Origin of the sequence: Polynucleobacter sp. AP-Nickl1-40-C4, assembly GCF_035012665.1 — a bacterium.
Lineage (GTDB): Bacteria > Pseudomonadota > Gammaproteobacteria > Burkholderiales > Burkholderiaceae > Polynucleobacter.
Genome location: NZ_JAYGQR010000005.1, coordinates 124,238 through 150,478, shown reverse-complemented (window position 1 = coordinate 150,478; position 26,241 = coordinate 124,238). Strand labels below are relative to the sequence as shown.

Here is a 26,241-nt window from a genome sequence, read left to right as displayed (position 1 = left end):
TCTCTCCTTAGGCCTTCTTATCTTCACCAACCAAAATCTTGGTGTCGCTCAAATACATGTGTGGCGGCACTTCAAGGTTATCTGGGGCTGGTTTGTTCTTAAATACACGGCCTGCCATATCGAATGTGGAACCATGGCATGGGCAAAGGAAGCCGCCTGGCCAAGTGTTTGGTAGGGATGGCTGAGGACCAGCCTCAAACTTAGCATTAGGAGAGCATCCCAAATGGGTGCAAATACCAACCACTACCAGATACTCAGGCTTGATAGAGCGCCACTGATTCTGAGCATAAGGAGGCGTGAATTGGGATGGGTCACGCAATGAATTCGGATCAGCCAATTCACTGTCAATCTTTGATAACTCAGCAACTTGTTCAGGGGTACGTCGAACTACCCAAACCGGCTTACCGCGCCACTCCACCATTCTCATTTCATCTGGCTGCATGCCAGAGATATCGATTTCAACAGCAGCTCCAGCGGCTTTTGCGCGCTCAGAAGGCTCAAAACTGTCTACAAAAGGGTAAAGGGCTGCGGCTGCACCTACGCCACCAACCGCCGATGTGGCGATCAACCAGTTACGGCGATCCTTGTCCATACAGGGCTTGTCACTCATTTACAAAATTCCTAGAAAGGGTATTTATGGGTGGAAATTGCTTAAAGGTAGGATTTTAAAGTAAAAAGTGGGGTAAGCAAGAAAGTTATGGGGTTAATCTCGGGTTAATCAGGATCTAAATTAAAAGGAGGGCATTTATGAGCGTTTTAAAGGAGTTTCGGGACTTTGCCGTAAAGGGCAATGTGATCGACTTGGCGGTGGGTGTCATTATTGGCGGTGCCTTTGGGAAAATCGTGGATTCCCTGGTAAATGACATCGTAATGCCTGTTATTTCCACCCTTTTAGGGGGTCATATCGACTTTACCAACCTATTTATCGTCTTAGGCCATGTTCCAGAGGGTATACCCAGAACCTTTGATGCCCTTAAAAAGGCCGGGGTGCCCATCTTTGCCTATGGCAATTTCATCACTATTTCCATCAATTTCATCCTTTTAGCGTTTGTCATCTTTCAGATGGTCAAAGTAGTCAACAAGGTTCGCCTCATGGATGCGCCTCCTCCACCACCAGCTCCAGAAGACGTAGTGTTGCTTCGCGAAATTCGTGACAGTCTAAAGAAATAATTTGTCCAATCGTTCACAACAAGAAATACGGGAGCAATCTCAACTCATTTTTCAAAATGGCTTGGCATTGCTCCAACAAGGAAAGCTAGAGGAAGCGGATAAACTTTTTTTGCAAGCGCATCAGCTGAATAAAAACAATGCCGATGTTCTCAATCTTTTAGGCATCCGCTCATATCAAAAGCAACATTATTCAAGCGCACTAGAATTTTTAAACCGAGCAAATCAACTTGCTCCCGGTTCCGCACAAACACTGAGTAATTTAGGTTTAATACATAACGCACTTCTTGAGTATGCAGAAGCGCTGCAATTTTTTAATTTAGCAATTCAATGTGACTCAAATATTCCAGAAACCCACAATAATCGCGGTAACGCATTAAAGGGTTTAGGCAAAAATGATGAGGCATATAAGGCTTATAAGAGCGCCCTAGCCTTGCGGCCAAACTACGCTGAAGCCTTGAGTAATCAAGGCGTTCTCTTACTTGAAATGGGTAAGACTGATCAAGCAATCGTTACATTAGAGAATGCAATTCAAGCCAATCCTCACTTTGCAATTGCCTACAACAATCTTGGCAATGCGTTCACTCAAATAGATCGCTACGATGATGCCTTTGCGTGCTTTGAAAGCGCACTACAAATTAATCCCGGCTATCTTGACGCATACCTGAACTTTGGTAACGGCCTAAAAAAATGTAAGCAATATGAAGCGGCTATTGACTGCTATCAACACGCACTGAAGATTAATCCTAATAACGCTAAAACTTTTTACCTACTGGGCGAGATTTACTACGATACCGGCGATAGTGATTTGGCAAAAACCTACTACGCAAAATCACTAGAGCTGCATCCAGCTGACATAGAAACTCACATTGCTTTAACTATCGCGCAGATACCCAAGGTCGCAAAAAGCGAAGAGGAGTTGCGTAATGCTAGGCGTGCATTTACTCAGCAACTAGAATTTGTAAGCACAATGCCTCAGCAAAAAATCGACTCTGCACTCCTCCAGAGGTTAATTACCCGCCACCCGTTTTATCTGGCTTATCAAGATGAAGACAACAAACCCCTACTTTTACAATTTGGGGAAATTTGCGCTAGCTTAGCTCGCTCTTTACAGGATCGATTGGATACAAAGCAAAGCGCTTCCATTCAAGCTAACCCCAAGATACGCATTGGCATTATTAGCAGCTTTATTTGCAGCCACCCTGTCTGGCATGCCATTACCAAGGGATGGGTAAACCACCTGGACCCAGATCAGTTTGAGCTGCATATTTTCAATACCAACGGTGTGGAAGATGAAGAAACTCAGCTAGCTAAATCGAGGGCTGTAAGCTACAGCAACTGTGGAACCGATGTTCTTGCCGCCGCCCAGATCGTTGTCAATCAAAATCTAGATGTCATTCTGTATCCGGAGATTGGCATGGATACCATCGGCAAGGTGCTAGCCTGCTTACGATTGGCGCCACTGCAGGCAGTCAGTTGGGGGCATCCAGAGACAACTGGTATCCCTACGATTGATGTCTACCTAACAGCTAAGCTGCTCGAGCCAGATGATGCCAATAATCTTTACAGCGAAGAATTAATCCAGCTTCCAAACCTGGGAACGTATGTTGAGAATCAAGACGTAGTAGCTCTTAGCCCCAATTTAGAGAATCTTGGTATTGATCCGTCTCTGCCAATCCTGTTATGCGCTGGATCGCCTTCAAAATACACGCCAAGCCATGACTTTGTGTTTGTTGAAATTGCAAAGAGTCTTGGTCAATGCCAATTCATCTTCTTTAACTTTGAAGCAAACCTCACTGCAATTCTGAAAGAACGTTTACAGCTTGCTTTTGCAAATGCTCAGCTCGATGCCAATCAATTTCTGCGCTTCATTCCTTTTCTGAAGAAGGAAGAGTTTCATGGGCTTATGCAGAAAGCAGACTTGTATTTAGACACCATCGGGTTTTCAGGATTTAATACGGCCCTGCAAGCAATTGCATGTAATCTACCGGTGGTCACTAAGGAGGGCGCCAGAATGCGCGGTCGACTTGCTAGTGCAATCCTCCATCGCATTGGTCTTGATGACTTAGCTTGTCAATCAGTAGGCGACTATATTCATTTAGTAGTAGAGTTAATTCAGAGTCCAAAACTACTGAACTCTTATAGAAATAAGATTGCGAAATCTAAAGCGCTGTTATTTAATGATCCAGAGCCCATCAAAGCATTAGAAGATTTTCTGATTCAACGGACCCGAAAATAAAATACCCTCTATGAATTCCTCTCTTCAAAAATATTGGCTCTTATTTGCACAAGCCGTCACTGTGATGTTGGCGGCATTGTTTATTGTTGCCACCTTGAAGCCAGATTGGCTTTCAGAGTCGAGGGTGGGATCTTTAGTGGACACCGTTTCACTAAAAGAAAGCAGCTATGACGGGCAACTCAGCCCCGGCTCGTATCACGAAGCTGTGAAGCGCTCAATGCCTGCGGTCGTAAATATCTTTAGTAGCAAAACCTCGGCTAAGCCTAAGACTCGCAAGGGTGCCGCTCCGAACTCTGGAGATCCCTTGTTTAAATTCTTTTTTGGAGATCAACCTCCGGAAGAGGAACCGAGCTCCAGCTTGGGATCTGGTGTTTTAGTAAGCCCAGAAGGCTATATCTTGACCAATCATCACGTTATTAGCGATGCAGATGACATTGATGTTGCGCTTTCTGATGGACGCAAGTTTAAAGCGCAAATCATTGGAAGCGATCCAGAAACTGATATTGCTGTTTTAAAGATTGAAGCCAAACAACTGCCAACCCCAATCACCCTGGGCAAATTTGAATCCGTGCATGTTGGTGATGTTGTTCTCGCAATCGGCAATCCATTTGGTGTTGGCCAAACAGTGACCTCTGGAATTGTTTCTGCCTTAGGGCGTGACCATGTAGGCATCAATACTTTTGAAAACTTTATCCAAACAGACGCGGCAATTAATCCCGGAAATTCAGGGGGCGCGCTAATTGATACACGCGGCAATCTCATCGGAATTAACACGGCCATCTACTCCAATAATGGCGGCTCTATGGGTATCGGATTTGCCATCCCCATTAACCTAGCCAAGCAAATTATGGAATCCATTTTGGCTAATGGGAGTGTCACCAGGGGTTGGATAGGGGTTGAGCCACAAAACCTCACTAAAGAGCTCTCAGAGTCTCTGGGATTACCTGGCAATACTCAGGGTGTCTTGCTATCTGGTGTTCTAGAGGGTGGTCCAGCGGCGCGTGGAGGAGTGAAGCCTGGAGATGTGCTGACTGCAGTCAATGGAATGCCCATCAATGATGTGCGTAGCCTGCTCAATCAAATTGCTCAAATTAGTCCTGGCAATGATGCCAATCTTACTATTCTGCGCAAAGGCAAAGAGATGGAATTAACAGCTCAAACCGGAACGCGGCCTAAGCCCAAGCAACAAGCTAATTAACTGATTAGTTAGCCAATATTTTTGATAGGAACTCTTTTGCCCTTGGTGAGCGAGCTTCTGGGCGGTCAAAGAATTCGGCTTTACTACAGTCTTCAACAATGCGCCCTTGATCCATAAAGATCACCCGATGACTTACTTTTCTGGCAAAGCCCATTTCATGTGTGACACAACACATGGTCATACCTTCATTAGCAAGTTTGACCATCACATCTAACACTTCACCCACCATTTCTGGATCTAAAGCAGAAGTAGGCTCGTCAAATAACATCACGATGGGATCCATACTTAAAGCCCTAGCAATGGCAACCCGCTGCTGTTGACCGCCTGATAACTGGCCCGGAAATTTATCTTTTTGTGCCAGCAATCCCACTCGTTCTAGATACTTCAGTCCATGTTTATTGGCCTCATCAGCGGAACGTCCCAAAACCTTCATTTGGGCTAGCGTTAAATTCTCAGTCACACTCAAATGCGGGAAAAGTTCGAAGTGCTGAAATACCATTCCCACCCTAGCGCGTAATTGCGGTAGATTTGTTTTAGGGTCATGCAATCGCACGCCATCAACACTGATTTCACCTTGCTGAAAAGGCTCTAAAGCATTAATTGTTTTTATCAAGGTGGACTTACCTGAACCAGATGGTCCGCAAATAACGACAACCTCACCTTTGCGTATAGATGTACTGCAATCCGTCAGCACCTGAAAGGAGTCGTACCACTTAGAGACATTGCGAAGTTCAATCATCTGGGTTTTATCTGTTCACAATTAATAGTTAACGAATGATGGCGACTTTGGCGTGAATCTTGCGCACCACTTTAGAAAGCGAAAAGCAAATAATGAAATACGTAAACGCAGCCAAGATATAAGTCTCAATAGGACGTCCATAATTTTTACCAGCAATTTCAAAACCCTTGAGCAAGTCATAAGCGCCAATGGCATATACCAATGAAGTATCTTGAAACAAAATAATAGTTTGCGTCATAAAGACTGGAATCATGTTTCTGAAAGCTTGCGGCAGAATAATCAAGCGCATGGTTTGCCCATAAGTCATTCCCAGGGCTTCTGCAGCGTAGGCCTGCCCCTTTGGTACTGACTGAATGCCTGCGCGCACAATCTCTGAAAAGAAAGCGGCTTCAAAAGCAATAAAGGTAATAGTCGCTGATAGATCGGCGCCAATTGGGCGACCTATCAACATCGGAATTAACAAGAAGAACCACAAGATCACCATCACCAGCGGAATGGAACGCATAGTGTTGACATAAAAGGTGGCTGGGTAAACCAGTGAAGACCTACCAGATAGGCGCATTAGGGCTAAGAATGTACCGAAAACAATTCCCCCAACTGTCGCAATCACGGTCAATTGCACGCTAAACAGTAAACCCTTCAGAATGTAATTAGTGAAGAGTTCCCAGTTATAAAAGCTAAGATCGAGACTGAGCATTTAGTGCACCACCGCATCATGAGAGGCAGCAATAAATCCAGGAATGCGCGTTCTTTTTTCAATAAATGCCATCACACGATTCACTGCAAATGCTGAGGCAGCATATAACAATGTCACTGCTAAATAAATTTCCACCCCATGTGAGGTTTCTTCTTGAGCTTGCATTGCAAATAGTGTTAACTCAGGTACGGAGACCGCAAAAGCGACTGAAGAATTCTTAATCAGATTCATGCTCTCTGAAGTGAGTGGCGGCATCACAATGCGCAATGCCATCGGCAAAATCACATAACGATAACTTTGTGAAGTGGTAAGCCCTAAAGCAGTGGCTGCCATTCTCTGCCCACTAGGAAGCGCCTGAATACCCGCCCTCACCTGCTCCGCAATCCGAGCAGAAGTAAAGAAGCCCAAGGCAATACTGACGAGCCAATAGGAAGGCAAAGCTTTTAAAGGCAATACAAACGCAGGGATGACGTGATACCAGAGAAATACCTGAACCAGAATAGGAATATTTCTGAAAAGCTCAACCCAAGCTGTGGAAAGACGAACAAGCCATCTACTCAATCTACTGCTGTCTGGAAGCGTGCGCAGAGTGCCCATGACAGCGCCTAGAACCAAAGCAATCGTCAGGCCCAAGCCGGCAACTGCCAAGGTCCAACCCCAAGCTTTTAATAACCAATCTAAATAACTAGGGTCAGCATTTTGACCCAAGCCAAAGACAGCAGAAAAGCAGTGCTCAACCACCTCACCATCTAAGGTGTTCTTACAAAAGACACCTAAATCTAATGCCATTATTTCTTCTGATAGTCTTCAGCAGGCTTGTCATTCGGATTAGCCCAAGCATTTTTGGTTGCAGGGGATAACTCAAGACCCACCACAATATTCTTTGGCGGAATTGGAGACAGGAACCACTTATTCCAGAGCTTAGGCATATTGCCATTCTTCACAATCTTGGCAATAGCTTCATTCACTGCGGCTTTAAATTCTGGATCATTTTTAGGAACCATGATTGCAATCGGTTCAGTACTTAATACCTCACCAACAATTTTGTAATCCTTTGGATTCTTGGAATTGGCAATATTGCCAGCCAAGATAGATCCATCCATCACGAATGCATCGGCACGGCCAGACTCCAGCAATAAGAAGCTATCAGCATGATCCTTACCAAATACCTCATCGAAATTAATGCCATTGGCTTTTTCATGTTTGCGCAATAGCTGGACAGAGGTTGTGCCGGTAGTGGTAGCTACTTTTTTGCCAGCTAACTGAGAGATGGAATTAATTCCGGAATTCGCCTTGACTGCAATGCGCACTTCTTCAACGTAGAGAGTATTGGCAAAACCAACATCCTTAGCGCGCGCCACATTGTTGGTGGTGGTTCCACATTCGATATCGATGGTGCCATTTTGCATCAGGGGAACGCGATTCTGTGAAGTGACTGGTTGGTAGTTAATACGTAATGTACCGAGCTTTAGCTTGTCTTTAATGTCACTCAAAATCATGCGGCAGATCTCGACGTGGTAACCATCAAAGCGGCTATCACCGGTTGTATAAGACATCGGAATAGAAGACTCGCGCACACCCATAGTGATGGCGCCAGAGGACTTGATTTTGTCTAGGGTTGGGGAGGCTGCATAAAGAGTCTGCGCAGCAGTAAAACCAACAAATAACAAGGAAAAACGTAGCAAATGAGTTTTCATGTAAAGGTCCTATAAAACCAAGAATGTCACACTATTCTACGATCAATCGACTCAACAAAGAAAAAACCCACTGTGTTTCCACAGTGGGTTAATTTGATACCTAACTAATTCTTAACTAGCTTACGCTAGCAAGCAATTAGAAAGTGTGACGCATACCAATTGCATAGTTATTGGCGCCAGCACTTACAGTACCAACAGTACCACCTACGTTTGCATTGCTAAACAACTGTTGACCATAGATTGCATACAAGTTTGTACGCTTGCTGAGGTAGTAGTTAGAACCTAACTGCCAACCATTGAAGTTAGCAGTTGGAGTTCCTGAACCATATCCAGTGTAGCGACCCAAACCAGCAGATCCCCAAGCCTCGATTGTTGGAGTAATGAAGCTACGAACACCAATTTGCTCAGCTGAACGTTTTACATAGTAGTTTGAGCTAGTTGTTGAAGTAGCTGTACGTGTTACGTACTGTGCATAGGCCTTCAAGATGCCAAAGTCATAAGTTGCACCTACAAAACCTTGATTATCTTGAATATTCAAGGCGTTAGCTGCTCCAGCTGAAACAGTTGTAGGAGCTGAAGGTTGTGCACCAGACCAAGGAACTGAAGCAGCACCAGTACCAACGTTAGTTGCTGTTGTTAATTCCTTCAAAGCCTGGTAAGCACCAGCGATATAGAACTTCTTGTATGTGTAATCAAGCCCTAAACCCCAACCACTAGCATTTGTATTGCCGCCGACTGGAGCAGCTGCAGTACCTGTTTCTGTGGTGTTTGTATTGTTTTGTGTAACCAAAACACTACCTGTGAATCCAGCAAAGTTATCACTTTGCAATGTTAATGAATTTGATACGCGGTTAGTAAAGCCAGCAGATACTGCACCGTTACCACTGTTAGCAGCGGTAGTTGAACCAGCATAAACTAAGTCGCCCAACATGTTGTTGTATTGACCAGCGCTAGTTGCTGCGCCTGCATTAAAGATTGGTGTGTATTGCAAACCTACTGCTACTTGACCAATGCCATTTTTCTTCAAACCAACAAAAGTTTGACGGTTTTGCAAGCCGCCTGTGCTGTTACCAGACAAAGATGAATCCTGTGGGTAGAGGTAGAACTCAGCTGTAAAGAATGCTGAAGCACCGTTACCCAAATCTTCAGTACCTTTTAAACCTAAACGTGAAGTTTGTTCAGCAGATTGACCCAACTGGCTAGTCTCTGTTTTTGTTACAGCTGGTTGAGCTGAAACACGTGAGTTCGAGCCGATATAACCAACGTCCAAGATACCGTAAACAGTAACGCTGGACTGAGCTTGAGCAGCGCCAGCAATAGCTGACAATGCTGCGAGTGCTAATAGCGATTTTTTCATTCTTTAAATCTCCAAAAATTAAAAGTAATGCCCAAATAAAACTGGGACCTACGAATTTTGCTTCTTTTGCCTCACCAGACTGGATGTCAGGGTATTTAGGAGCTCTTTTTGCTTGTCAAAAGGTAGTTTTTTGGCTTTCTTCGTTGTATCTCGACAACAAGACCTTTGTTTTCTGTCTTTTATGGGCTCTAGATGCCAAAATTGTCATATGGCAAGTCGCGAATTCCTAAAAATCCTCAGTTCAGCCCGTTTGGGTGATGTTTCCGCGCAACAAAAGCTGGCCTCCGCCTACCTTACTGGGGCCTTCAAAACCCCAATCCAACCTGCTAACGCTCTGATTTGGCTAGAAAAATCGTATTTTTCTATTATGAATCAATCACTTGAGAATAAAAGCTCAAGTGACGCTGAAATTTTTGATCTTTTAAGCCAGATTGCCAATATTCCGCTTGCTGAAACCTTTAACTCCCCTGCCTTTCGGTTTGGCTGGGACTCTTTTTGGCAGTTAGCTGAAGCCAGGGATGTTTCTGATTCGAATCTTGCCGCCAAATGGCAGCTTGTTAATCTATTAATTAATCCTGCAAATCAAGAAGTTCAATCCCAATTGCTTGATTGGGTAAAAAAGAATTCAGCGACGCTGGAAAAAATTTCTTCTGTAGATTTTGCTGGCATGCAAAAGATCGCCAAGCAATATTTGCATGAGCTTGCAGATGGCGAATCTCTTTTTGCAAACAATGCAAAAGAATTGCTGATTAAGCTTCAGCCAAAAAATGAAGCCCTGTCCTCTCTATGGCAAGTTTGGCTTGATGAACAAAATGAAGATGCCTTAAGCCAAGCCGCAGAACTTGGATTAACTATTGCAAAACTCACTCTGGGTTTGCGTCTTGCGCAATTAGATGGAAGCGCCCATTCAGAACAGAACAAATCAAATGCCTCTCTAAAGAAAGCGGCTCATTGGTTAGAGCTTGCTGCCAAAGATGGTGATCGAGATGCTTGGTATGCACTCGGTGAAATTTATCGTCGCCCACAATTCTCTGGTTACAACGCCACAGAGAGCGATCGCTGCATCGATCGTGCTGCTGATCTGGGTCATCCACAGGCACAACTTCGCAAAGGCGCAAATCTGTGGCGCAAGCGTGAAAAGAATGAAGAGAAGGTGCGTGGACTGCAAGCATCCTATTGGGTATGGCAGGCCCATCAACAAGGCGTGCCAGAAGCAAAAGAATTACTGAGTAAGATTTTGGAGAGCTGCCCCAACCCTAAAGATAATGAATGGCTCGAATTAGCTCAATGTGCTGAAGTGGCGATTAATCACCATGCTGAACATAAGGTGGATGAAGATTGGCTATTACTTTGCCATCGCATCATCATTGCCAACCAATTCAACTTCACTAAAGCAGAGCTATTGCTATGTGAAGTAGGCCAACTACAACATGAGCATTGCGTAGTGGTAGATATTCGCTGGGAATTGCCAAAGATCCTGCCTAGATTGATTCAGATTGAAACGATTCAACAGCGTCGCGCTCTTTTGGCGGCTGGCAAAGCCTTTGCTGGTTCGGAGATGGATCTGGAGGGCAATTTACGCCAAAGACGCTATCGCTTTGATCGCGTTACCAACTGGCTTACAACTACTTTTTCTAAGAATCAAGCTGACGCAGAAGTCGATTGATCAGTTGCGGCATCCTCATCGGAGGGTCTTGGCACGTAAAAGCGAGCAACTAATAAACCCAATTCATAGAGCAAGGTCATGGGTACGGCTAGCAATAATTGAGACAGTACATCAGGGGGAGTAACCACGGCTGAAATTACAAAAGCACCCACAATCACATAAGGGCGAATTTCCTTCAGCTTAGCTAGTGGCACCATACCCATCCGCACCAAGACAACCACCACCACAGGCACTTCAAAAGTAATACCAAATGCCAAGAAGGTTGTCATGGCAAAACTTAAATAGTTATCAATGTCGGTCGACATCTCCGCACCCAAAGGTGCGTTGTAACTTGCCATGAACTTAAATACCGTTGGAAATACTAAAAAGTAAGCAAATGCCATACCAGCAATGAACAAGGTGTAGCTACTCACGACCAAAGGCAAAATGAGTTTTCTTTCATGCAAATACAAACCAGGCGCAATGAAAGCCCAAAGTTGATACATCACCACTGGTAAAGCGATGATAAATGCGACTAGCATGGTGACCTTCATCGGCACAAAGAATGAACCTGTGACGTCCGTCACAATCATCTTGCCACCGGCAGGCAAAGCCTTTAGTAAAGGCTGTGCAAACAAATGGAAAATATCAGGCGCCCAATAGACTAGACATACGAAGACAACAATAATTGCAAGTGCTGCTTTAATTACGCGATCACGTAATTCAAATAAGTGGGAAAGAAAGGTTTCTTGTAATCCCGAGTCTTGAGTTGAATTGTTTTCAGTCATGCGTAAGTATTTTTATTCTTTTGCTTTTTACTATTATTTTTATTTGCCGGCACTGTGATGAAAGCGCTTCATCCTGGCAGCGCCAGACTGCACTCGAGTACGAATGCCTGCGGAACGCTTGAACCAAAGGGGCCTTGCAGCACGGCGCACACCCCAGCTATTGCGCCCTTGGCGCTTAGTTTTGCGAAGCACTTCTTTTTCATCTAAGGGCGGCTTATCAAAGCTCGTTTCAAAAATATCCGCTTGATCGCTTAAGTTAGCGCTAGCCTCTTGAACCGTAGAGCCAATACTGTTTTCAACCTCCTTGAGAGTGGCAGCAGTTTCTTCTCGAAACTTTTTAAATTCTTCCACCTCCATCTGACGGCTCACTTCAGACTTGACGTCAGCCATATACCGCTGAGCACGTCCAAACAGGTTACCAGCCATGCGAGCCACTTTAGGCAGACGCTCTGGTCCAACCACCACCAGAGCAACTACAGCAATCAGCGCAAGTTTTGAAACTCCGAGATCAATCATTTAACGCAGTTATTTAATTGCAGCATGAGTTTCAATTGCGCTTCAGTTATTAGTTAGTTATTTGTTTACGTCTTTAGCGTGAACATCAACAGTCGTGTCTGCTGTTGCAGAACTTTGTTGAATTTGCTCTTTAGGCTCTTCAGCAGATTTCATACCATCTTTAAAGCCTTTTACAGCGCCGCCCAAATCTTGGCCGATATTGCGCAATTTTTTGGTACCGAATACCAACATTACGATCACTAAAACAATTAACCAATGCCAAATGCTAAATGAACCCATTTTTAATCTCCTTGGATTATTTTTTCCAGGGGCGGGGACCGCCCATCACATGTAAGTGCAAGTGATAAACCTCCTGCCCACCATCCGCACCATTGTTCACCATCAACCTAAAGCCACCATCCTTACCAGGACGACAGCCTTGCTCTTTGGCAAGACGCGGTGCTAATTCCATCATTTTACCCAGCAAAGGGGTATCTATGCTTTCAGATGACTCCAACATGGGTATATGTTTTTTAGGAATGATCAGAAAATGGATGGGTGCTGCCGGGTTGATATCTTTAAAAGCATAGATTTCCTCGTCCTCATAGACCTTCTGAGAGGGAATTAAACCTTGAGAAATCTTACAAAATAGGCAATTAGGATCGTGTGACATACTTTTTCTTGTATTTATCCGTACTTACTCTTTACCAGCAGCTTTTCTAGCTGCCTTCTCTTCAATGCCCGAAGTTCCCAAACGGCGATCAAGCTCAGCGATGACATCCTCTGGGCGCAGGTTAAATTGAGATAAAGCAATCAAACAGTGAAACCACAAATCAGCCATTTCGCCCACCAATAGCTTTTGTTGCTCAGCGGCTAAATTCGCATTGCGGGCATCCTTTGCCGCCATCACAGCCTCAGTTGCCTCTTCACCAATCTTTTTCAAGATCCCGTCATCACCCTTTGAAAAGAGCAATGCGGTATAAGAGGTTTTCGGATCTGCTTGGCCTGCCTTAAACGCATCACGACGTTGATCAACTACATCGGCTAAATGGGTTAAACCAGATTCGATTTTTTTGTCTGAATTCAATATTTTGTCCATGAATAAGTTTTGCAGACTATACAGTCCAATCCTCTACCTTTAGCTTCTGAATCCTTTTAAAAGCTTGGTCATTCGTTACTAAAATTGCCCCGAGCTGAGAAGCATGTGCTGCAATTTGCATATCGAGAGAGCCCAATACATTGCCGCCACCCTCTAGCTCCGCCCTCAAAACACCATAATGCTTAGCCACATTAGTATCCCAAACCATAACATCGACTCGCTTCAAAAACTCTTGCACCGCTAAATGAAGATTCTTAGCATGGGGCTTTTTTGCCAACCCGTAGAGAATTTCACCTTCAGATATCACTGACAAGCATAGTCTTTCCATAGGAACACTGGCGATTTTTCTGCTTACTACTGGGTTTTTCTTAATGAGACTGCTGATGGTATTGGTATCGAGCATATATCTCATCACTCATTGACTCCAGCAAAAGGATCTCGATCTTGCGAACCTTGATTTCGATCTTCGGGGCTTAAGAAATCCAAAGGAACATCCGTGCTCGCAAGCGCCAAGAAAAAACTATCCCAGTTTTCAGGTCTTCTGGAAAGAATTAAATCCCCAGTATTAGCATCGCGCCGAATAAAAACCTCTTTTTCCTCGAAACGAAATGCCGCAGGTAAGCGTATGGCCTGGCTACGTCCATTCATAAAGATTTTTGCTGTTAGGCTCATCATCCTAGCTCCTTGGTATATATCAAAGTATATACCACTCTAAACTAGAGCAAACTGGAAATCAAGCCCCAAAATAATGTCTTGGGTCAGATTTTACTGATCTTGATCCAACTTGAGCTTACAGAATCCCATTGCCTAAAGAAGCAACTATGCTCACCCGTATGGCAAGCAATCCCATCTTTTTGCTCAACCATCAGCAAAATCGTATCCCCATCACAATCCAAGAGAATTTCTTTCACCTTTTGAGTGTGGCCAGATTCTTCACCTTTGTGCCACAGCTTTTGTCTAGAACGAGTCCAGTAGACAGCCTCACCCAAGCGAATAGTTTCCAAAAGGGCATCGCGATTCATCCAGGCCATCATTAATACATCGCCACTACCCACTTCTTGTGCAATAACGGGTACTAGGCCCTGATCATTCCAAGTCACCGCCTCTAATAAGGCCTGGTCTTGTGAGTTTTTATTCGTATCTGACATTTGTCCAATTTTGACAGAATTGTTTTGCGCCAAGCAAATAACGAGTTTCTAGGGCCTGCCAAAAAGACCCCACTATTTCATGGACACTTCTCTCATTTGTGTGTACTGTGTGTATAAATTAAAATTCGTATGTCAACAGAAGGGCTATGATGAAATATCCAATTGCTATTAAACCGGGTGGAGATAACTTAGCCTGGGGTGTGATTATTCCCGATATGCCAGGCTGCTTTTCTGCGGCTGACAGTGGAATTGATGAGGCTATTGAGAATGCCAAAGAAGCAATTGAACTTTGGATTGAAACTGCATTAGACGCGGGCGAAGATATCCCAAAGCCCAGCTCTATTACCGATCTTCAAAAGAAGAAAGAGTTCAAAGGATATATCTGGGCAATTGCTGAGATTGACCCGGTATTACTGTCAGACGATATCGAAAGAGTAAATATCTCTTTACCAAAAAGAGTGTTGGCAAGATTAGATGCTAAGGCCAAATCCGCTGGTGAAAACCGCTCAGCATTTATCGCGCATATGGCAATTAGCGCTTAAGAACCCCACCTAAATCCGAACCGGGATTCCTTGAGCTGCCATATATTCTTTTGCCTGACCGACTGTGTAATCGCCATAGTGAAAAATGCTAGCTGCCAATACGGCATCTGCATGGCCCTTAGTAATGCCATCCACTAAATGCTGCAAATTACCAACGCCGCCAGAGGCAATCACGGGAACAGAAACTGCATCACTTACTGCGGCAGTTAAGGCCAAGTCAAAGCCATCCTTGCTGCCATCGCGGTTCATGCTAGTTAAAAGAATCTCGCCTGCACCACGTTTAGCCACTTCAGTAGCCCATGTGACTACATCCATTCCGGTCGCAGTTCTACCACCATGGGTAAACACTTCCCAATTGCCCGCTTCAGTTTGCTTGGCATCAATCGCCACCACAATACATTGGGAGCCGTAATGAGCAGCAGCATCGGAAACTAAATCAGGGTTGGCTACCGCAGAAGAATTCATGCTCACTTTATCTGCGCCGGCATTGAGCAAGCGCCGAACATCCGCAACTGCACGAACACCACCACCAACAGTCAAGGGAATAAAAACCTGTGATGCCACATCTTCAATGATGTGTAAGATTAAATCGCGACCATCAGATGTTGCAGTAATGTCTAAGAATGTCAGCTCGTCGGCGCCTTGGGTGTCATACCGTTTAGCGATTTCCACGGGATCGCCTGCATCACGCAAGCCTACAAAGTTCACACCCTTAACTACGCGCCCTGCAGTGACATCCAAACAAGGAATAATTCGCTTAGTTAACACTAGATGATTTTCTTTGCGTACTTGAGGGTTAATTCATCGGCATATTTTTGAGCGGCTGCAAGATCAAGATCGCCAGCGTAGATTGAGCGTCCCGCAATCACGCCCATGACGCCCTCTTCCTCAGCTTTACAAAGCGCTTCAATATCTTGATTATTAGAGAGGCCACCACTGGCAATGACCGGAATACGAATAGCTTGCGCCAGCTTAATTGTGGCTTCGATGTTGACGCCCTTGAGCATGCCATCCCGACCAATGTCGGTATAGATAATGGCCTCTACACCCCAATCTTCAAATTTCTTAGCAAGGTCAATCACTTCATGGCCAGTAATCTTGCTCCAGCCGTCAGTAGCCACTTTGCCATCACGCGCATCAAGACCAACCATCACATGACCAGGAAATGCTGTGCAAGCATCTTGCACAAAGCCGGGATTCTTCACAGCTGCTGTTCCAATAATGACAGTGCTAATACCATCATCCAATAAGCGTTCAATCGTTTCAAGATCACGAATACCACCGCCGAGCTGCACGGGAATTTCATTGCCAACTGCTTTGAGAATCGATTTAATCGCAGACTCATTTTTGAGCTTGCCAGCAAATGCGCCATTGAGATCTACTAAATGTAAGCGTCGAGCACCCTTGCTAATCCAATGCGCCGCCATTGCGCCAGGGTCTTCTGAAAACACTGTAGCTTTATCCATATCACCCTGTTCGAGTCGAACACAGTGGCCGTCTTTAAGATCAATTGCGGGAATCAGCAGCATAGCGAATGGTTAGGAGTATTAAGGTTGCCAAGAAACAAAATTTTGATAAAGCTTTAAACCGTATTCTGCACTTTTTTCTGGATGAAATTGAGTTGCAAAAATATTATCTCGCGCCACCGCAGAAGTAAACCAATCGCCATATTCTGTAGAACCAGCTGTATCTTCATTACGCTGCGGCACAACATAGTAGCTATGCACAAAATAGAAGCTCGTTAAATCAGGTATGCCATTCCAAAGAGGGTGCTTGCGGTCTTGGCGCACTTGGTTCCAGCCCATATGAGGGACTTTATATGAGGAGCCATCTGGCTGCTTTTGACCAACCAGCTCAAAACGACGCACTTCCCCGGGAATCAAACCCAAGCAAGGCGTCCATTGCTCGGCGGCACGTACCTCTGCACTTCTATCAAAGAGCATTTGTTCTCCGACACAGACCCCTAACAGCGGCTTACTTTTAGAAGCCTCCAGTAAGGCATCCAATAATCCGGATTCCTCTAGATGCTTCATGCAATCTGGCATAGCACCTTGACCGGGCAAAACGACGCGATCTGCAGAGTGGATCTCTTCTGGCTGATGAGCAATCAATACATTGTCATCGGGTGCAACATGATGAAATGCTTGATATACAGAACGGAGATTACCCATTCCATAGTCGACGATCGCAATGGTTTGCGCCAAAATTTACCTGCTGTCTATTGTTATCTACTGTTGTCTTCTGAGCAACCGTGGGGAGTCTAGATTACAGACTTCCTTTAGTTGAAGGAATGGCGCCTGAAGCACGTGGATCAAGCTCTAAAGCCATACGCAAAGCGCGACCAAAAGCCTTGAACACAGTTTCAATCTGATGATGCGCATTAATACCGCGCAAATTATCGATGTGCAAAGTGACTCCAGCGTGGTTCACAAAACCACGGAAGAACTCAATACTGAGATCCACATCAAAGTCGCCTACACGTGCACGCGTAAATGGAACATTAAATTCCAAACCTGGGCGGCCAGAAAAATCAATCACTACACGAGAAAGGGTCTCATCAAGCGGCACATAGGAGTGACCGTAACGAGTAATACCCGCTTTATCACCCACTGCCTTGGCGAAGGCCTGCCCTAGCGTGATTCCCACATCCTCAACAGTGTGGTGGTCATCAATATGGGTGTCGCCATTTGCAACCACTTTGAGGTCAATCATGCCGTGACGGGCAATCTGATCGAGCATGTGATCTAGAAAAGGAACCCCGGAGGCTAGCTCAGCCTTACCGGTTCCATCTAAATTGATGGAAATCTGAATTTTGGTTTCCGAAGTGTTTCGGGTGACGTCGGCTTGCCGCATGCTTCATTGCGCCGCGAGGCGAAGTGTTGATTGAAGCCTCATAATATCATTCCTAGAAGAGATTTAAATACCGATATCACTGCACTTTTATCCCGATTTTTGACCTGAGAACCCTCATGAGCCGTTTTTGGAGCCCTGTTGTTCAAACCCTAACCCCTTATGTTCCAGGGGAGCAACCGCAAATGCAGCGGCTGGTAAAACTCAATACCAATGAGAGCCCCTATGGCCCATCGCCCAAAGCGCTTGCTGCTATTGAAGATCAAAATACTGCCGATTTACGCCTCTATCCCGATCCGGAAGGCGCAGCCCTAAAACAAGCTATCGCTAAATTACATGGCTTAGACGCAAATCAAGTTTTTGTAGGCAATGGCTCTGATGAAGTGTTGGCGCACGTCTTTGCTGGTTTACTCAAGCAAAATAAGCCAGTACACTTTCCAGATATAACCTATAGCTTCTATCCCGTCTACTGCAAGCTCTTTGGAATTAATGCCCAAATAGTTCCCCTGAACGAAAATTTTGAGATAAAAACTGCTGATTACCAAACTCCTAACGGCGGAATTATTTTCCCAAACCCCAATGCCCCAACGGGTAGATCAATTCCTCGCTCAGAAATTGAAGCGCTAGTCTTGCGCAACAAAGATTCAGTAGTTGTTATTGATGAAGCCTATGTAGATTACGGGACTGAATCTTGTATTCCGCTATTGCGTGGCGCCAACTGTCCAGAAAATTTGTTAGTAGTACACACGCTTTCAAAATCACGTGCTCTAGCTGGTCTGCGCGTCGGCTTTGCGGTTGGTCATCCAGCATTAATTGAGGGCTTAGAACGAGTCAAAAATAGTTTTAACTCCTACCCCTTGGGACGCCTTGCTCAAGCTGGTGCGGTTGCAGCCATTGAGGACCAAGCGCATCTGGAAGCAACTTCAGCCAAAGTGATTCAAACTCGTACAAAGTTAATTGAGCAACTCGATGCATTGGGATTTGCAACCCTGCCTTCGACTGCAAACTTTATTTTCAGTCGCCATCCGAAACATGCTGGTGCCAAGCTATATCAAGCATTACGGGATCGCGGCATCATCGTGCGTCACTTCAAATCACCACGCATCGAAGAGTTCTTGCGCATTACGATTGGCACAGACGAACAAAGCAATGAACTTGTCGCTGCTTTAAAAGAAATTCTGAGTTAGATTTTTTAAGAAGTAAGCGCAGGCTTATTGCGCGCTTACTTATTCAGGCGCATTTCAGCTGCACGTGCATGGGCTTGTAAGCCCTCACCGTGAGCTAGCGTACTAGCAACAGCACCTAAGGTCTGAGCTCCAGCTTCACTAACTTCAATCATGCTCGAACGCTTGATAAAGTCATACACACCCAATGGTGAAGAAAAGCGTGCCGTGCGTGCAGTCGGTAAAACGTGATTAGGTCCGGCGCAGTAATCGCCTAAGGATTCGCTGGTGTAGTTACCCATAAAGATGGCGCCCGCATGACGAATTTGGTCAGCCCACTGACGTGGATCAGCAGCGCAAATCTCTAAGTGCTCAGCAGCAATTGCATTAGCAATCTCACAGGCCTCAGACATATCTTTTACCTGAATTAACAAAGCGCGATTTGTGAGTGAAGCTTCAATCACTTTTGCTCTTGGCATTTCTGGGAGGAGCTTGTTGATGCTTGCTTGCACTTGCTCAATATATTGAGCATCTGGACAGAGCAGGATCGATTGAGCCTGCTCATCATGCTCAGCCTGAGAAAACAGATCCATTGCAACCCAATCCGGAGGAGTAGATCCATCACAAAGAACCAAGATTTCTGATGGGCCAGCGATCATATCGATGCCAACAGTACCAAAGACTCTGCGCTTGGCTGCAGCCACATAGGCATTGCCAGGTCCAACAATCTTATCAACCGACGGAATAGTTTTAGTTCCATAGGCTAAAGCGCCAACTGCCTGAGCACCACCGATCGTAAAGACACGATCTACACCAGCAAGATAAGCTGCCGCCAAAACTAAAGGATTGCGCGCACCATCAGGAGTAGGCACCACCATAATCACTTCGGCAACACCCGCCACCTTTGCGGGAATAGCGTTCATCAGCACGGATGATGGATAAGCTGCCTTACCGCCTGGCACATAAATACCAACACGATCTAATGGAGTTACTTTTTGACCGAGACGTGTTCCATCTTTCTCTTCGTACTCCCAAGAGTGGCAACCTGCTTCAATCTTTTGCTTCTCGTGATAAGCGCGCACTCTTTGCGCAGCAATATCGAGAGCAATTTTTTGCTCTGCCGATAAAGAGTTATAAGCCAGCTCCAAATCTTTGCGAGGAATCTCTAAATCAGAAACGCTGGCCACACTCAAGCGATCAAACTGTTTTGTAAAGCCTAGAACCGCTTCATCACCCTTGTCTTTAACAGTTGCCAAAATCTTCACTACTGCAGCATCTATCGCCTCATCATCAGCAGACGGCAAGGACAAGCTCGACAACAGAATTTCTCTGAAGCCTGCATCCTTGCTATTGAGGCGTTTTACGTTAATGTTTGAAGGCATGAGGGAAGACTTCTCTTCTAGCTGCTATTACTTCAGTAGCTCAAAAATAGGTTGTAGCTGAGCTCGCTTGCGCTTGTATGAAGCTTGATTGACGACTAGGCGCGCGCTAATATCGGCAATCGGCTCAACTTCAACTAAGCCATTCGCTTTGAGCGTATTGCCAGTAGAGACTAGATCCACAATCGCATCTGCCAAGCCCACCAAAGGTGCGAGCTCCATTGAGCCATACAGTTGAATCGTATCAATGTGCACACCTTTATTGGCAAAGTGTTCGCGCGCGCAATTGACGTACTTCGTGGCCACTTTTAAGCGGGAACCTTGCTTTACAGCAGCAGCGTAATCAAAACCTTCGCGGACCGCGACAGACATGCGGCACTTGGCAATATCTAAGTCGTAAGGAACGTACAAACCATCACTCCCTTTTTCCATCAATACATCCAAACCAGCAACTCCAAAATCAGCACCACCAAATTGCACATAAGTAGGCACATCTGAGGCACGAACAATAATGAGACGAACATCTGGATTAGATGTCTCAATAATGAGTTTGCGTGACTTCTCAGGATCCTCCAGCGGCACTATGCCAACCTTGGACAAGATCTCTGCAGTTTCTTCGAAGATGCGCCCTTTGGAGAGGGCTAAAGTCAATTTCATGGACTAATTATCCATCAGCCTTACTTCACGCGCTCAATATTGGCACCTAAGAGGGTTAACTTCTGCTCCATGCGGTCATAGCCACGATCTAAGTGGTAAATCCGGTCTACCTGGGTTTCGCCTTGGGCAGCTAATCCAGCAATCACCAAACTAGCTGAGGCCCGCAAATCCGTAGCCATCACAATCGCACCGGAGAGCTTTTCTACTCCCTGCGCAATAGCAGTATTACCTTCAATAGCAATGTCCGCACCCAAACGATTGAGCTCTTGAACATGCATAAAGCGATTTTCAAAAATCGTTTCTGTAATCGTTGAGTTGCCCGATGCAATTGCATTGACCGTCATCAGTTGCGCTTGCATATCTGTCGGGAAAGCGGGGTATTCAGAAGTACGGAAGTTGACTGCTTTAGGACGACCCTGCATGGAAGCCTTAATCCAGTCAGAGCCAATCTCCATTTCCAGGCCGACCTCTTTTAACTTAACAATCACAGCATCCAAAGTGTCTGGGCGGCAGTGCTTGACTGTAATTTCCCCACCAGTGGCAGCAACCGCACATAAGAATGTGCCCGCTTCAATACGATCCGGAATAACCGAATGCTCAGCACCATGAAGTTTTTCTGCTCCCTCAATCACTAGCCGATCACTACCAATGCCTGAAATCTTCGCACCCATCTTGACCAACAATTCAGCCAAGTCACCAACCTCAGGCTCGCGTGCAGCATTTTCTAAGATGGTTGTACCCGATGCCAAAGTGGCAGCCATTAACAAATTCTCAGTACCGGTTACGGTAATCATGTCAGTCAAGATGGAGGCGCCCTTTAGGCGATCTGACTGTGGCTTGGTTTCAGCCTGAATGTAGCCACTCTTAATCTTGATACTCGCGCCCATCGCCTTCAAGCCTTTGATGTGCTGATCTACTGGACGTGCGCCAATTGCGCAACCACCCGGCAATGAAACCTTTGCGCTATGCATTCTGGCCAAAAGTGGGCCAAGTACCAAGATGGAGGCGCGCATAGTTTTCACCATCTCATAAGTCGCTTCTGAACTTTTAATAACCGCTGCATTCAACACCATGTGACTACGATCACCAGCACTTGGGAAATCAACCATTACACCAATCTCTTGCAAAAGCTTGAGCATAGTACGCACATCTTGCAAATCAGGAACATTGCGCAATACAACTGGTTGATCAGTCAATAGACAAGCGCACAGAATGGGCAATGCAGCATTTTTAGCGCCAGCAATGACTACCTCTCCATTGAGAGGAGTGCCGCCAACCATTCGTAATTTATCCATGAAACGATTCCAGTAAAAACTGATTTATTAATTTGTAATGCGTAATGATGTAATTTTTATACTGCTGAATTTTGTGCAAATTCTTCAGGTGTAAATGCTTTGATTGATAAGGCATGGACTTCCGCCTTCATGCGATCACCCATTGCACCGTATACCAATTGGTGGCGTTGCACCAAACGCTTACCTTCAAACTGAGGGCTCACGATGGTTGCAAAAAAGTGCTGGCCATCACCTTCAACCTGAATATGGGTGCAGGCTAGCCCTTGCTTGATATAGCCTTCAATCTGTTCTGGGGTGGGTAGCATTTCTTTTCCTAATCAAACTCGAGTTTTCAACAATTAATAACGAAGCTTATAGCCCTTTTGTAATAGGCGTAAAGCAATGACCGACACCACCACAAAAAAACAGAACACAATTACTAAGCTGCTCCAAGGGGAGTTATCTGAAACCCCAAAAAAGCCGTAACGGAAACCATCAATCATGTAAAAGAACGGATTGAAATGTGACACTGCTTGCCACGCTGGCGGTAAGGAATGAATGGAGTAAAAGACACCTGACAGCATCGTTGCGGGCATGATGATGAAGTTCTGAAAAGCGGCTAACTGGTCATATTTATCAGCCCAGATACCCGCTATCAAGCCAAGACTTCCCAAAATTGCCGCACCCAAGAAAGCAAACGTCAAAATCCATAATGGGTATTCCAAAGTGGGTGTTGCGAACCAGATGGTAATTAATAGAACGCCCAGTCCCACAACAATTCCCCGAAATACTGCAGCCAAAATATAAGCAGAGTAAAACTCAAAATGGCTTAGGGGAGCCAACAAAACAAACACTAAGTTACCAGTGACCTTAGATTGAATCAAAGAAGATGAAGTATTTGCAAAAGCATTTTGCAAAACACTCATCATCACAAGACCAGGAATTAAAAAGGCTGTGTAACTTAAACGTCCGTAGACCTCTCTGCCCTCAAGAACATGGCCAAAGATCATCAGGTAGAGCACAGCTGTAAGTACCGGTGCTGCCACCGTCTGGAAAGCTACTTTATAAAAGCGCTTTACCTCTTTAAACAAAAGGGTAGGAAAACCACTGCCGTACTCTAGAGCAGGTCGATTGAGGCCATGTTTCATTGCGCACTCCCCGACATGATGTTCACGAAGACTTCTTCTAAGTCCGTTTTACCTTCACCATCTTTTTTGACAGATCCGTAACGACTTAATAAATTGGCAGTGGTATCTAGAGCCACAATCTTGCCTTGTTTCAGCATGGCAATACGCTGACACAAAGCTTCCGCCTCTTCCAGGTAATGAGTAGTCAGAACAATCGTATGACCATCTTGATTCAACCGACTAATAAATTGCCATAAGGATTGACGTAACTCAACATCCACGCCAGCAGTCGGTTCATCCAAAATAATGACAGGCGGCCTATGAACTAAAGCCTGTGCGACAAGCACTCGACGCTTCATTCCGCCAGACAAGGAGCGCATATTGCTATCCGCTTTGGAGGTGAGATCAAGATTAGCCATAATCTCATCAATCCACGCATCGTTATTTTTAATCCCGAAATACCCGGATTGAAAACGTAAGGTCTCACGCACAGTAAAGAAGGGATCAAAGACCAGCTCTTGAGGAACCACACCCAGCATCCGGCGTGCCTCACGAAACCCCTTCTGAACATCAGCACCCATAATGGCTGCATGACCTTGGCTCGGCCTCACCAGGCCAGCCAATATAGAAATCAAGGTAGTTTTGCCGGCACCATTGGGCCCCAATAAACCGAAAAATTCCCCTGGCTCAATGCTCAATGAAACATTATCTAAAGCCTGAAGTGCTCCGTATTGCTTGGATATATTTTGGATAGAAATTGCAGGATGCATCGTCATTACAAGCCCAGCAATGTAGAAACACCATAAACACCTGCCAAAACCTTGAGCTTTGCTGGTGCATGCTCTACTGAAATGGATTGTCCATCAGCCATAAGCTTTTTTTGCCATGCCAATAAAACGGTGAGTACGGTGGAATCAAAATCTTTCAATTCGGAGCAATCAATCGAGCGTAAGTTTGGACTATTTAATAGGCCTTCTTTTTGCAACTGCAATGCATTTTCTTGCGTCACTTTTTTTGGCAAAAGAAAGGGCATGATGTCTATGCTTATCAATTAATTGGCTGGTTTAGCTGTGGCTAATTGCTTATTGCGATCTTGCAAAAACTTCACCAAGCCTTCAATGCCGTTTTGACTGATTTGGTTAGAAAACTGATTGCGGTAAGCCTCAACCAACCAAACGCCCATAATATTCATGTCATAGACCTTCCAACCACCGGCAGTTTTCTCAAGGCGGTAATCTAAAGGCACTGGATCACCACGACCAAGCACTACAGTTTTAACAACCACCTCTTTATCGTCAGGCGCGGCACGCAAAGCCTTGAATTGCACAGTTTGGTCACGTAGCTGGCTCAAAGCGCCTGAGTAAGTGCGAATCAGCAGATTCTTAAACTCGGAAGTCAGTTGAGCCTGTTGCTCAGGCGTTGCCTTTTTCCAGTTAGGACCCATCGCCATTTCTGTAGTGCGACGCATGTCGGTATACGGAACAATTTTCTTCTCAACTAAATCTACGATCTTGGGGATATTGCCCTTTTGAATGTCGGGATCAGACTTGACCGTTGTCATTACGTCAGTAACGACCATCTTAATTAAGACATCCGGGGGAGTTGTTTGATCAGGAGCTTGTGCAAAAAGCGCACCAGAAACTAAAAGCAAGCTTGTCACTAAATATTGAGTAAGTATTTTTTGAATTTTCATAGGTTCTATTTCGTTATCTATACATCAATGCGATTTGATTGTGCTACTCAGACTTACTGATATCCGTTCTCGTAAGGAGGCATCCTAGGCTCCTCGTCGTCTTTGCCCTCGTTAATCTGATAGGCACGTCTTTGTATATAAGCATCTCGTAAGAAGCTGTACTTATCAATTGCAGCGCCATCCAACAAATCACCGGCCTCGTAATAGGTATTACGTGCGTTCACTACACGTAAGCCAGTAATGCTATTTCGCAGGCCCACATCCTTCACATACTTAAATAGATAGTCTGACTCTAAGTCGGCTACCGTGCCAAAAGTATCGCGCACATTACTTGGGCCAAAGAACGGAAGAACTACATAAGGGCCTGAGGGCACGCCCCAAACACCTAAGGTTTGACCCCAATCTTCTTTGTGCTTCTCAAGACCTCCAGGAGTAGCCAAATCCAAGAGTCCGCCTAATCCCATAGTTGTATTTACCACTACTCGCATGAAGTCATTAAAGGCATAGTCTGGCTTACCCTGTAACAAGTTAAATAGGGCGGTGTAGATGTCGTTGTAATTACTAAAGAAGTTATAAACTCCATCACGCACGAATTCGGGTAGCACAAAGCGATAGCCTGCAACTACCGGCTTGAGTAGATAAGCATCCAAGCCTTCATTAAATTCAAAAACTGAGCGATTGAATGGCTCCCAAGGATCCTGGGGAGAGCGCTCTACGCCAGCAGGAATGGATGCGCAGCCAATTAAAGAGGCCATCAAACCAAGCAAGATTGCCATCTTGGCTTTGCGCATAAAGAGCAACATCATTTTGCTGCGCCCTTTTCTTGGCCGCTATCTGCTGCTTTGTTGTAAAGGAACTGGCTAATCAAATTTTCTAAAACAATAGCTGATTGTGTCTGCGCAATCTTTTCGCCATTGGTCAACATATCATCTGACCCGCCCGCCTCAAGACCAATGTATTGCTCGCCCAATAAACCGGATGTCAAAATCTTGGCGGAAGAGTCCTTCGGAAACTTATAGGAGTCTTCAATAGTCATCACCACCGTTGCTTGATAAGTTTTGTCATCGAAGGAAATATTGGCAATTCTGCCAACCACCACACCGGCACTTTTCACTGGTGCACGAGGCTTGAGGCCGCCGATATTGTCAAAGCGTGCAGAAATTTTGTATGTTGGCGCAAATGACACTGCATTCATATTGCCAACCTTCAGTGCAAGAAATAGAGCAGCCAGCAAACCAATGCCAACAAAAATTCCCACCCAGACATCAATTGCACTTTTTCTCATAA

General features: G+C 45.1%; 33 protein-coding genes and 1 pseudogene. 6 read left to right on the top strand and 28 right to left on the bottom strand.

Translation table 11 applies throughout. The features are described 5' to 3' along the window. Nucleotides 1–7: 7 nt before the first annotated feature. Nucleotides 8–610 carry a ubiquinol-cytochrome c reductase iron-sulfur subunit gene (gene petA / locus VC182_RS07480; RefSeq protein WP_072584012.1) on the bottom strand — a complete coding sequence of 201 codons (603 nt, stop codon included), beginning with the start codon at nucleotides 608–610 and terminating at the stop codon, nucleotides 8–10. Nucleotides 611–747: 137 nt separating this feature from the next. On the opposite strand from petA, the gene mscL reads away from it, so the two are divergent. From mscL to VC182_RS07465, 3 genes are read left to right on the top strand one after another with little or no spacing between them, the layout of a single operon-like run. Then, nucleotides 748–1,170, top strand: a complete 423-nt coding sequence (mscL, locus tag VC182_RS07475; protein WP_072584011.1) for a large conductance mechanosensitive channel protein MscL — start codon at nucleotides 748–750, stop codon at nucleotides 1,168–1,170. Between the two features lies 1 nt (nucleotide 1,171). Then, nucleotides 1,172–3,406 carry a tetratricopeptide repeat protein gene (locus tag VC182_RS07470; RefSeq protein WP_323484957.1) on the top strand — a complete coding sequence of 745 codons (2,235 nt, stop codon included), beginning with the start codon at nucleotides 1,172–1,174 and terminating at the stop codon, nucleotides 3,404–3,406. A gap of 10 nt (nucleotides 3,407–3,416) precedes the next feature. After that, the gene (locus tag VC182_RS07465; protein ID WP_323484956.1) at nucleotides 3,417–4,604 is read left to right on the top strand and encodes a Do family serine endopeptidase; all 1,188 of its coding nucleotides are present in this window, start codon (nucleotides 3,417–3,419) and stop codon (nucleotides 4,602–4,604) included. 4 nt (nucleotides 4,605–4,608) lie between these two features. Here the strand turns inward: VC182_RS07465 and VC182_RS07460 are convergent, their stop codons facing one another. From VC182_RS07460 to VC182_RS07440, 5 genes are all read right to left on the bottom strand, one after another. Next, a complete protein-coding gene (locus tag VC182_RS07460; RefSeq protein WP_072584008.1) occupies nucleotides 4,609–5,343 on the bottom strand; it encodes an amino acid ABC transporter ATP-binding protein in 735 nt (244 codons plus the stop codon). Nucleotides 5,344–5,371: 28 nt separating this feature from the next. Then, nucleotides 5,372–6,040, bottom strand: a complete 669-nt coding sequence (locus VC182_RS07455) for an amino acid ABC transporter permease (protein ID WP_323484955.1) — start codon at nucleotides 6,038–6,040, stop codon at nucleotides 5,372–5,374. Then, nucleotides 6,041–6,829: an amino acid ABC transporter permease gene (locus tag VC182_RS07450; RefSeq protein WP_072584006.1), complete on the bottom strand. Its 789-nt coding sequence runs from the start codon at nucleotides 6,827–6,829 to the stop codon at nucleotides 6,041–6,043. Next, a complete protein-coding gene (locus VC182_RS07445) occupies nucleotides 6,829–7,737 on the bottom strand; it encodes an amino acid ABC transporter substrate-binding protein (protein WP_216120662.1) in 909 nt (302 codons plus the stop codon). The genes VC182_RS07450 and VC182_RS07445 overlap by 1 nt, the downstream gene beginning before the upstream one ends. Before the next feature lie 136 nt (nucleotides 7,738–7,873). Further along, nucleotides 7,874–9,094 (bottom strand): porin, encoded by a 1,221-nt coding sequence (locus VC182_RS07440; RefSeq protein WP_323484954.1) that lies wholly within the window; start codon nucleotides 9,092–9,094, stop codon nucleotides 7,874–7,876. Between the two features lie 208 nt (nucleotides 9,095–9,302). On the opposite strand from VC182_RS07440, the gene VC182_RS07435 reads away from it, so the two are divergent. After that, nucleotides 9,303–10,760, top strand: coding sequence for a sel1 repeat family protein (locus tag VC182_RS07435; protein WP_323484953.1), 1,458 nt, complete (start codon nucleotides 9,303–9,305; stop codon nucleotides 10,758–10,760). On the opposite strand, the gene tatC is transcribed toward VC182_RS07435, so the two are convergent. The 8 genes from tatC to hisI all read right to left on the bottom strand — a co-directional run bounded on the left by tatC (nucleotide 10,736) and on the right by hisI (nucleotide 14,269). Then, nucleotides 10,736–11,527: a twin-arginine translocase subunit TatC gene (gene tatC / locus VC182_RS07430; RefSeq protein WP_072582110.1), complete on the bottom strand. Its 792-nt coding sequence runs from the start codon at nucleotides 11,525–11,527 to the stop codon at nucleotides 10,736–10,738. The two genes, VC182_RS07435 and tatC, sit on opposite strands and share 25 nt — an antisense overlap. A gap of 39 nt (nucleotides 11,528–11,566) precedes the next feature. Continuing rightward, on the bottom strand, nucleotides 11,567–12,043 hold the full coding sequence (gene tatB, locus VC182_RS07425; protein ID WP_072582109.1) for a Sec-independent protein translocase protein TatB: 477 nt from the start codon (nucleotides 12,041–12,043) through the stop codon (nucleotides 11,567–11,569). Nucleotides 12,044–12,100: 57 nt separating this feature from the next. After that, nucleotides 12,101–12,322 carry a Sec-independent protein translocase subunit TatA gene (gene tatA, locus VC182_RS07420; RefSeq protein WP_072582108.1) on the bottom strand — a complete coding sequence of 74 codons (222 nt, stop codon included), beginning with the start codon at nucleotides 12,320–12,322 and terminating at the stop codon, nucleotides 12,101–12,103. 16 nt (nucleotides 12,323–12,338) lie between these two features. Beyond that, nucleotides 12,339–12,695, bottom strand: coding sequence for a histidine triad nucleotide-binding protein (locus tag VC182_RS07415; RefSeq protein WP_323484952.1), 357 nt, complete (start codon nucleotides 12,693–12,695; stop codon nucleotides 12,339–12,341). Between the two features lie 24 nt (nucleotides 12,696–12,719). After that, nucleotides 12,720–13,121 carry a phosphoribosyl-ATP diphosphatase gene (locus VC182_RS07410; RefSeq protein ID WP_323484951.1) on the bottom strand — a complete coding sequence of 134 codons (402 nt, stop codon included), beginning with the start codon at nucleotides 13,119–13,121 and terminating at the stop codon, nucleotides 12,720–12,722. A gap of 16 nt (nucleotides 13,122–13,137) precedes the next feature. Beyond that, nucleotides 13,138–13,533, bottom strand: a complete 396-nt coding sequence (locus VC182_RS07405) for a type II toxin-antitoxin system VapC family toxin (RefSeq protein ID WP_323484969.1) — start codon at nucleotides 13,531–13,533, stop codon at nucleotides 13,138–13,140. Then, a complete protein-coding gene (locus VC182_RS07400; protein WP_323484968.1) occupies nucleotides 13,533–13,793 on the bottom strand; it encodes a type II toxin-antitoxin system VapB family antitoxin in 261 nt (86 codons plus the stop codon). Before VC182_RS07400 ends, VC182_RS07405 begins: the two co-directional genes overlap by 1 nt. A gap of 86 nt (nucleotides 13,794–13,879) precedes the next feature. Further along, a complete protein-coding gene (gene hisI, locus VC182_RS07395; protein ID WP_323484950.1) occupies nucleotides 13,880–14,269 on the bottom strand; it encodes a phosphoribosyl-AMP cyclohydrolase in 390 nt (129 codons plus the stop codon). Between the two features lie 149 nt (nucleotides 14,270–14,418). Here hisI and VC182_RS07390 point away from each other — a divergent pair, with 149 nt between their 5' ends. After that, nucleotides 14,419–14,811, top strand: a complete 393-nt coding sequence (locus VC182_RS07390) for a type II toxin-antitoxin system HicB family antitoxin (protein ID WP_323484967.1) — start codon at nucleotides 14,419–14,421, stop codon at nucleotides 14,809–14,811. 9 nt (nucleotides 14,812–14,820) lie between these two features. On the opposite strand, the gene hisF is transcribed toward VC182_RS07390, so the two are convergent. The 4 genes from hisF to hisB all read right to left on the bottom strand — a co-directional run bounded on the left by hisF (nucleotide 14,821) and on the right by hisB (nucleotide 17,664). Further along, the gene (hisF, locus tag VC182_RS07385) at nucleotides 14,821–15,579 is read right to left on the bottom strand and encodes an imidazole glycerol phosphate synthase subunit HisF (RefSeq protein ID WP_323484949.1); all 759 of its coding nucleotides are present in this window, start codon (nucleotides 15,577–15,579) and stop codon (nucleotides 14,821–14,823) included. Beyond that, nucleotides 15,579–16,340, bottom strand: coding sequence for a 1-(5-phosphoribosyl)-5-[(5-phosphoribosylamino)methylideneamino]imidazole-4-carboxamide isomerase (hisA, locus tag VC182_RS07380; RefSeq protein WP_215358861.1), 762 nt, complete (start codon nucleotides 16,338–16,340; stop codon nucleotides 15,579–15,581). The genes hisF and hisA overlap by 1 nt, the downstream gene beginning before the upstream one ends. Before the next feature lie 18 nt (nucleotides 16,341–16,358). Beyond that, complete coding sequence (gene hisH, locus VC182_RS07375; protein ID WP_323484948.1) at nucleotides 16,359–17,015, bottom strand: imidazole glycerol phosphate synthase subunit HisH; 657 nt, start codon at nucleotides 17,013–17,015, stop codon at nucleotides 16,359–16,361. Between the two features lie 61 nt (nucleotides 17,016–17,076). After that, complete coding sequence (gene hisB, locus VC182_RS07370) at nucleotides 17,077–17,664, bottom strand: imidazoleglycerol-phosphate dehydratase HisB (RefSeq protein WP_072582099.1); 588 nt, start codon at nucleotides 17,662–17,664, stop codon at nucleotides 17,077–17,079. Between the two features lie 116 nt (nucleotides 17,665–17,780). Between hisB and hisC the strand changes: the two genes are divergently transcribed. Then, nucleotides 17,781–18,848, top strand: a complete 1,068-nt coding sequence (gene hisC, locus VC182_RS07365; protein WP_323484947.1) for a histidinol-phosphate transaminase — start codon at nucleotides 17,781–17,783, stop codon at nucleotides 18,846–18,848. Between the two features lie 35 nt (nucleotides 18,849–18,883). On the opposite strand, the gene hisD is transcribed toward hisC, so the two are convergent. The 10 genes and pseudogenes from hisD to mlaD all read right to left on the bottom strand — a co-directional run bounded on the left by hisD (nucleotide 18,884) and on the right by mlaD (nucleotide 26,239). Beyond that, nucleotides 18,884–20,206: a histidinol dehydrogenase gene (hisD, locus tag VC182_RS07360; protein WP_323484946.1), complete on the bottom strand. Its 1,323-nt coding sequence runs from the start codon at nucleotides 20,204–20,206 to the stop codon at nucleotides 18,884–18,886. 27 nt (nucleotides 20,207–20,233) lie between these two features. Beyond that, entirely contained in the window at nucleotides 20,234–20,860 is a 627-nt protein-coding gene (gene hisG, locus VC182_RS07355; protein WP_072582096.1) for an ATP phosphoribosyltransferase, read from the bottom strand. 20 nt (nucleotides 20,861–20,880) lie between these two features. Then, nucleotides 20,881–22,155 carry a UDP-N-acetylglucosamine 1-carboxyvinyltransferase gene (gene murA, locus VC182_RS07350; protein WP_072582095.1) on the bottom strand — a complete coding sequence of 425 codons (1,275 nt, stop codon included), beginning with the start codon at nucleotides 22,153–22,155 and terminating at the stop codon, nucleotides 20,881–20,883. A gap of 56 nt (nucleotides 22,156–22,211) precedes the next feature. After that, a complete protein-coding gene (locus VC182_RS07345; RefSeq protein ID WP_072582094.1) occupies nucleotides 22,212–22,460 on the bottom strand; it encodes a BolA family protein in 249 nt (82 codons plus the stop codon). 33 nt (nucleotides 22,461–22,493) lie between these two features. Further along, nucleotides 22,494–23,282: an ABC transporter permease gene (locus VC182_RS07340; RefSeq protein WP_072582093.1), complete on the bottom strand. Its 789-nt coding sequence runs from the start codon at nucleotides 23,280–23,282 to the stop codon at nucleotides 22,494–22,496. Nucleotides 23,283–23,347: 65 nt separating this feature from the next. Then, nucleotides 23,348–24,031 (bottom strand): annotated as a pseudogene (locus VC182_RS07335) (ABC transporter ATP-binding protein); the annotation flags it as partial. 5 nt (nucleotides 24,032–24,036) lie between these two features. Then, the gene (locus VC182_RS07330) at nucleotides 24,037–24,294 is read right to left on the bottom strand and encodes an STAS domain-containing protein (RefSeq protein ID WP_072582092.1); all 258 of its coding nucleotides are present in this window, start codon (nucleotides 24,292–24,294) and stop codon (nucleotides 24,037–24,039) included. An 18-nt stretch (nucleotides 24,295–24,312) separates the two neighbouring features. Further along, complete coding sequence (locus tag VC182_RS07325) at nucleotides 24,313–24,954, bottom strand: MlaC/ttg2D family ABC transporter substrate-binding protein (RefSeq protein WP_072582091.1); 642 nt, start codon at nucleotides 24,952–24,954, stop codon at nucleotides 24,313–24,315. Between the two features lie 53 nt (nucleotides 24,955–25,007). After that, nucleotides 25,008–25,760, bottom strand: coding sequence for a VacJ family lipoprotein (locus tag VC182_RS07320; RefSeq protein WP_072582090.1), 753 nt, complete (start codon nucleotides 25,758–25,760; stop codon nucleotides 25,008–25,010). Further along, the gene (mlaD, locus tag VC182_RS07315) at nucleotides 25,757–26,239 is read right to left on the bottom strand and encodes an outer membrane lipid asymmetry maintenance protein MlaD (protein ID WP_072582089.1); all 483 of its coding nucleotides are present in this window, start codon (nucleotides 26,237–26,239) and stop codon (nucleotides 25,757–25,759) included. The genes VC182_RS07320 and mlaD overlap by 4 nt, the downstream gene beginning before the upstream one ends. Between the last annotated feature and the right edge of the window lie 2 nt (nucleotides 26,240–26,241).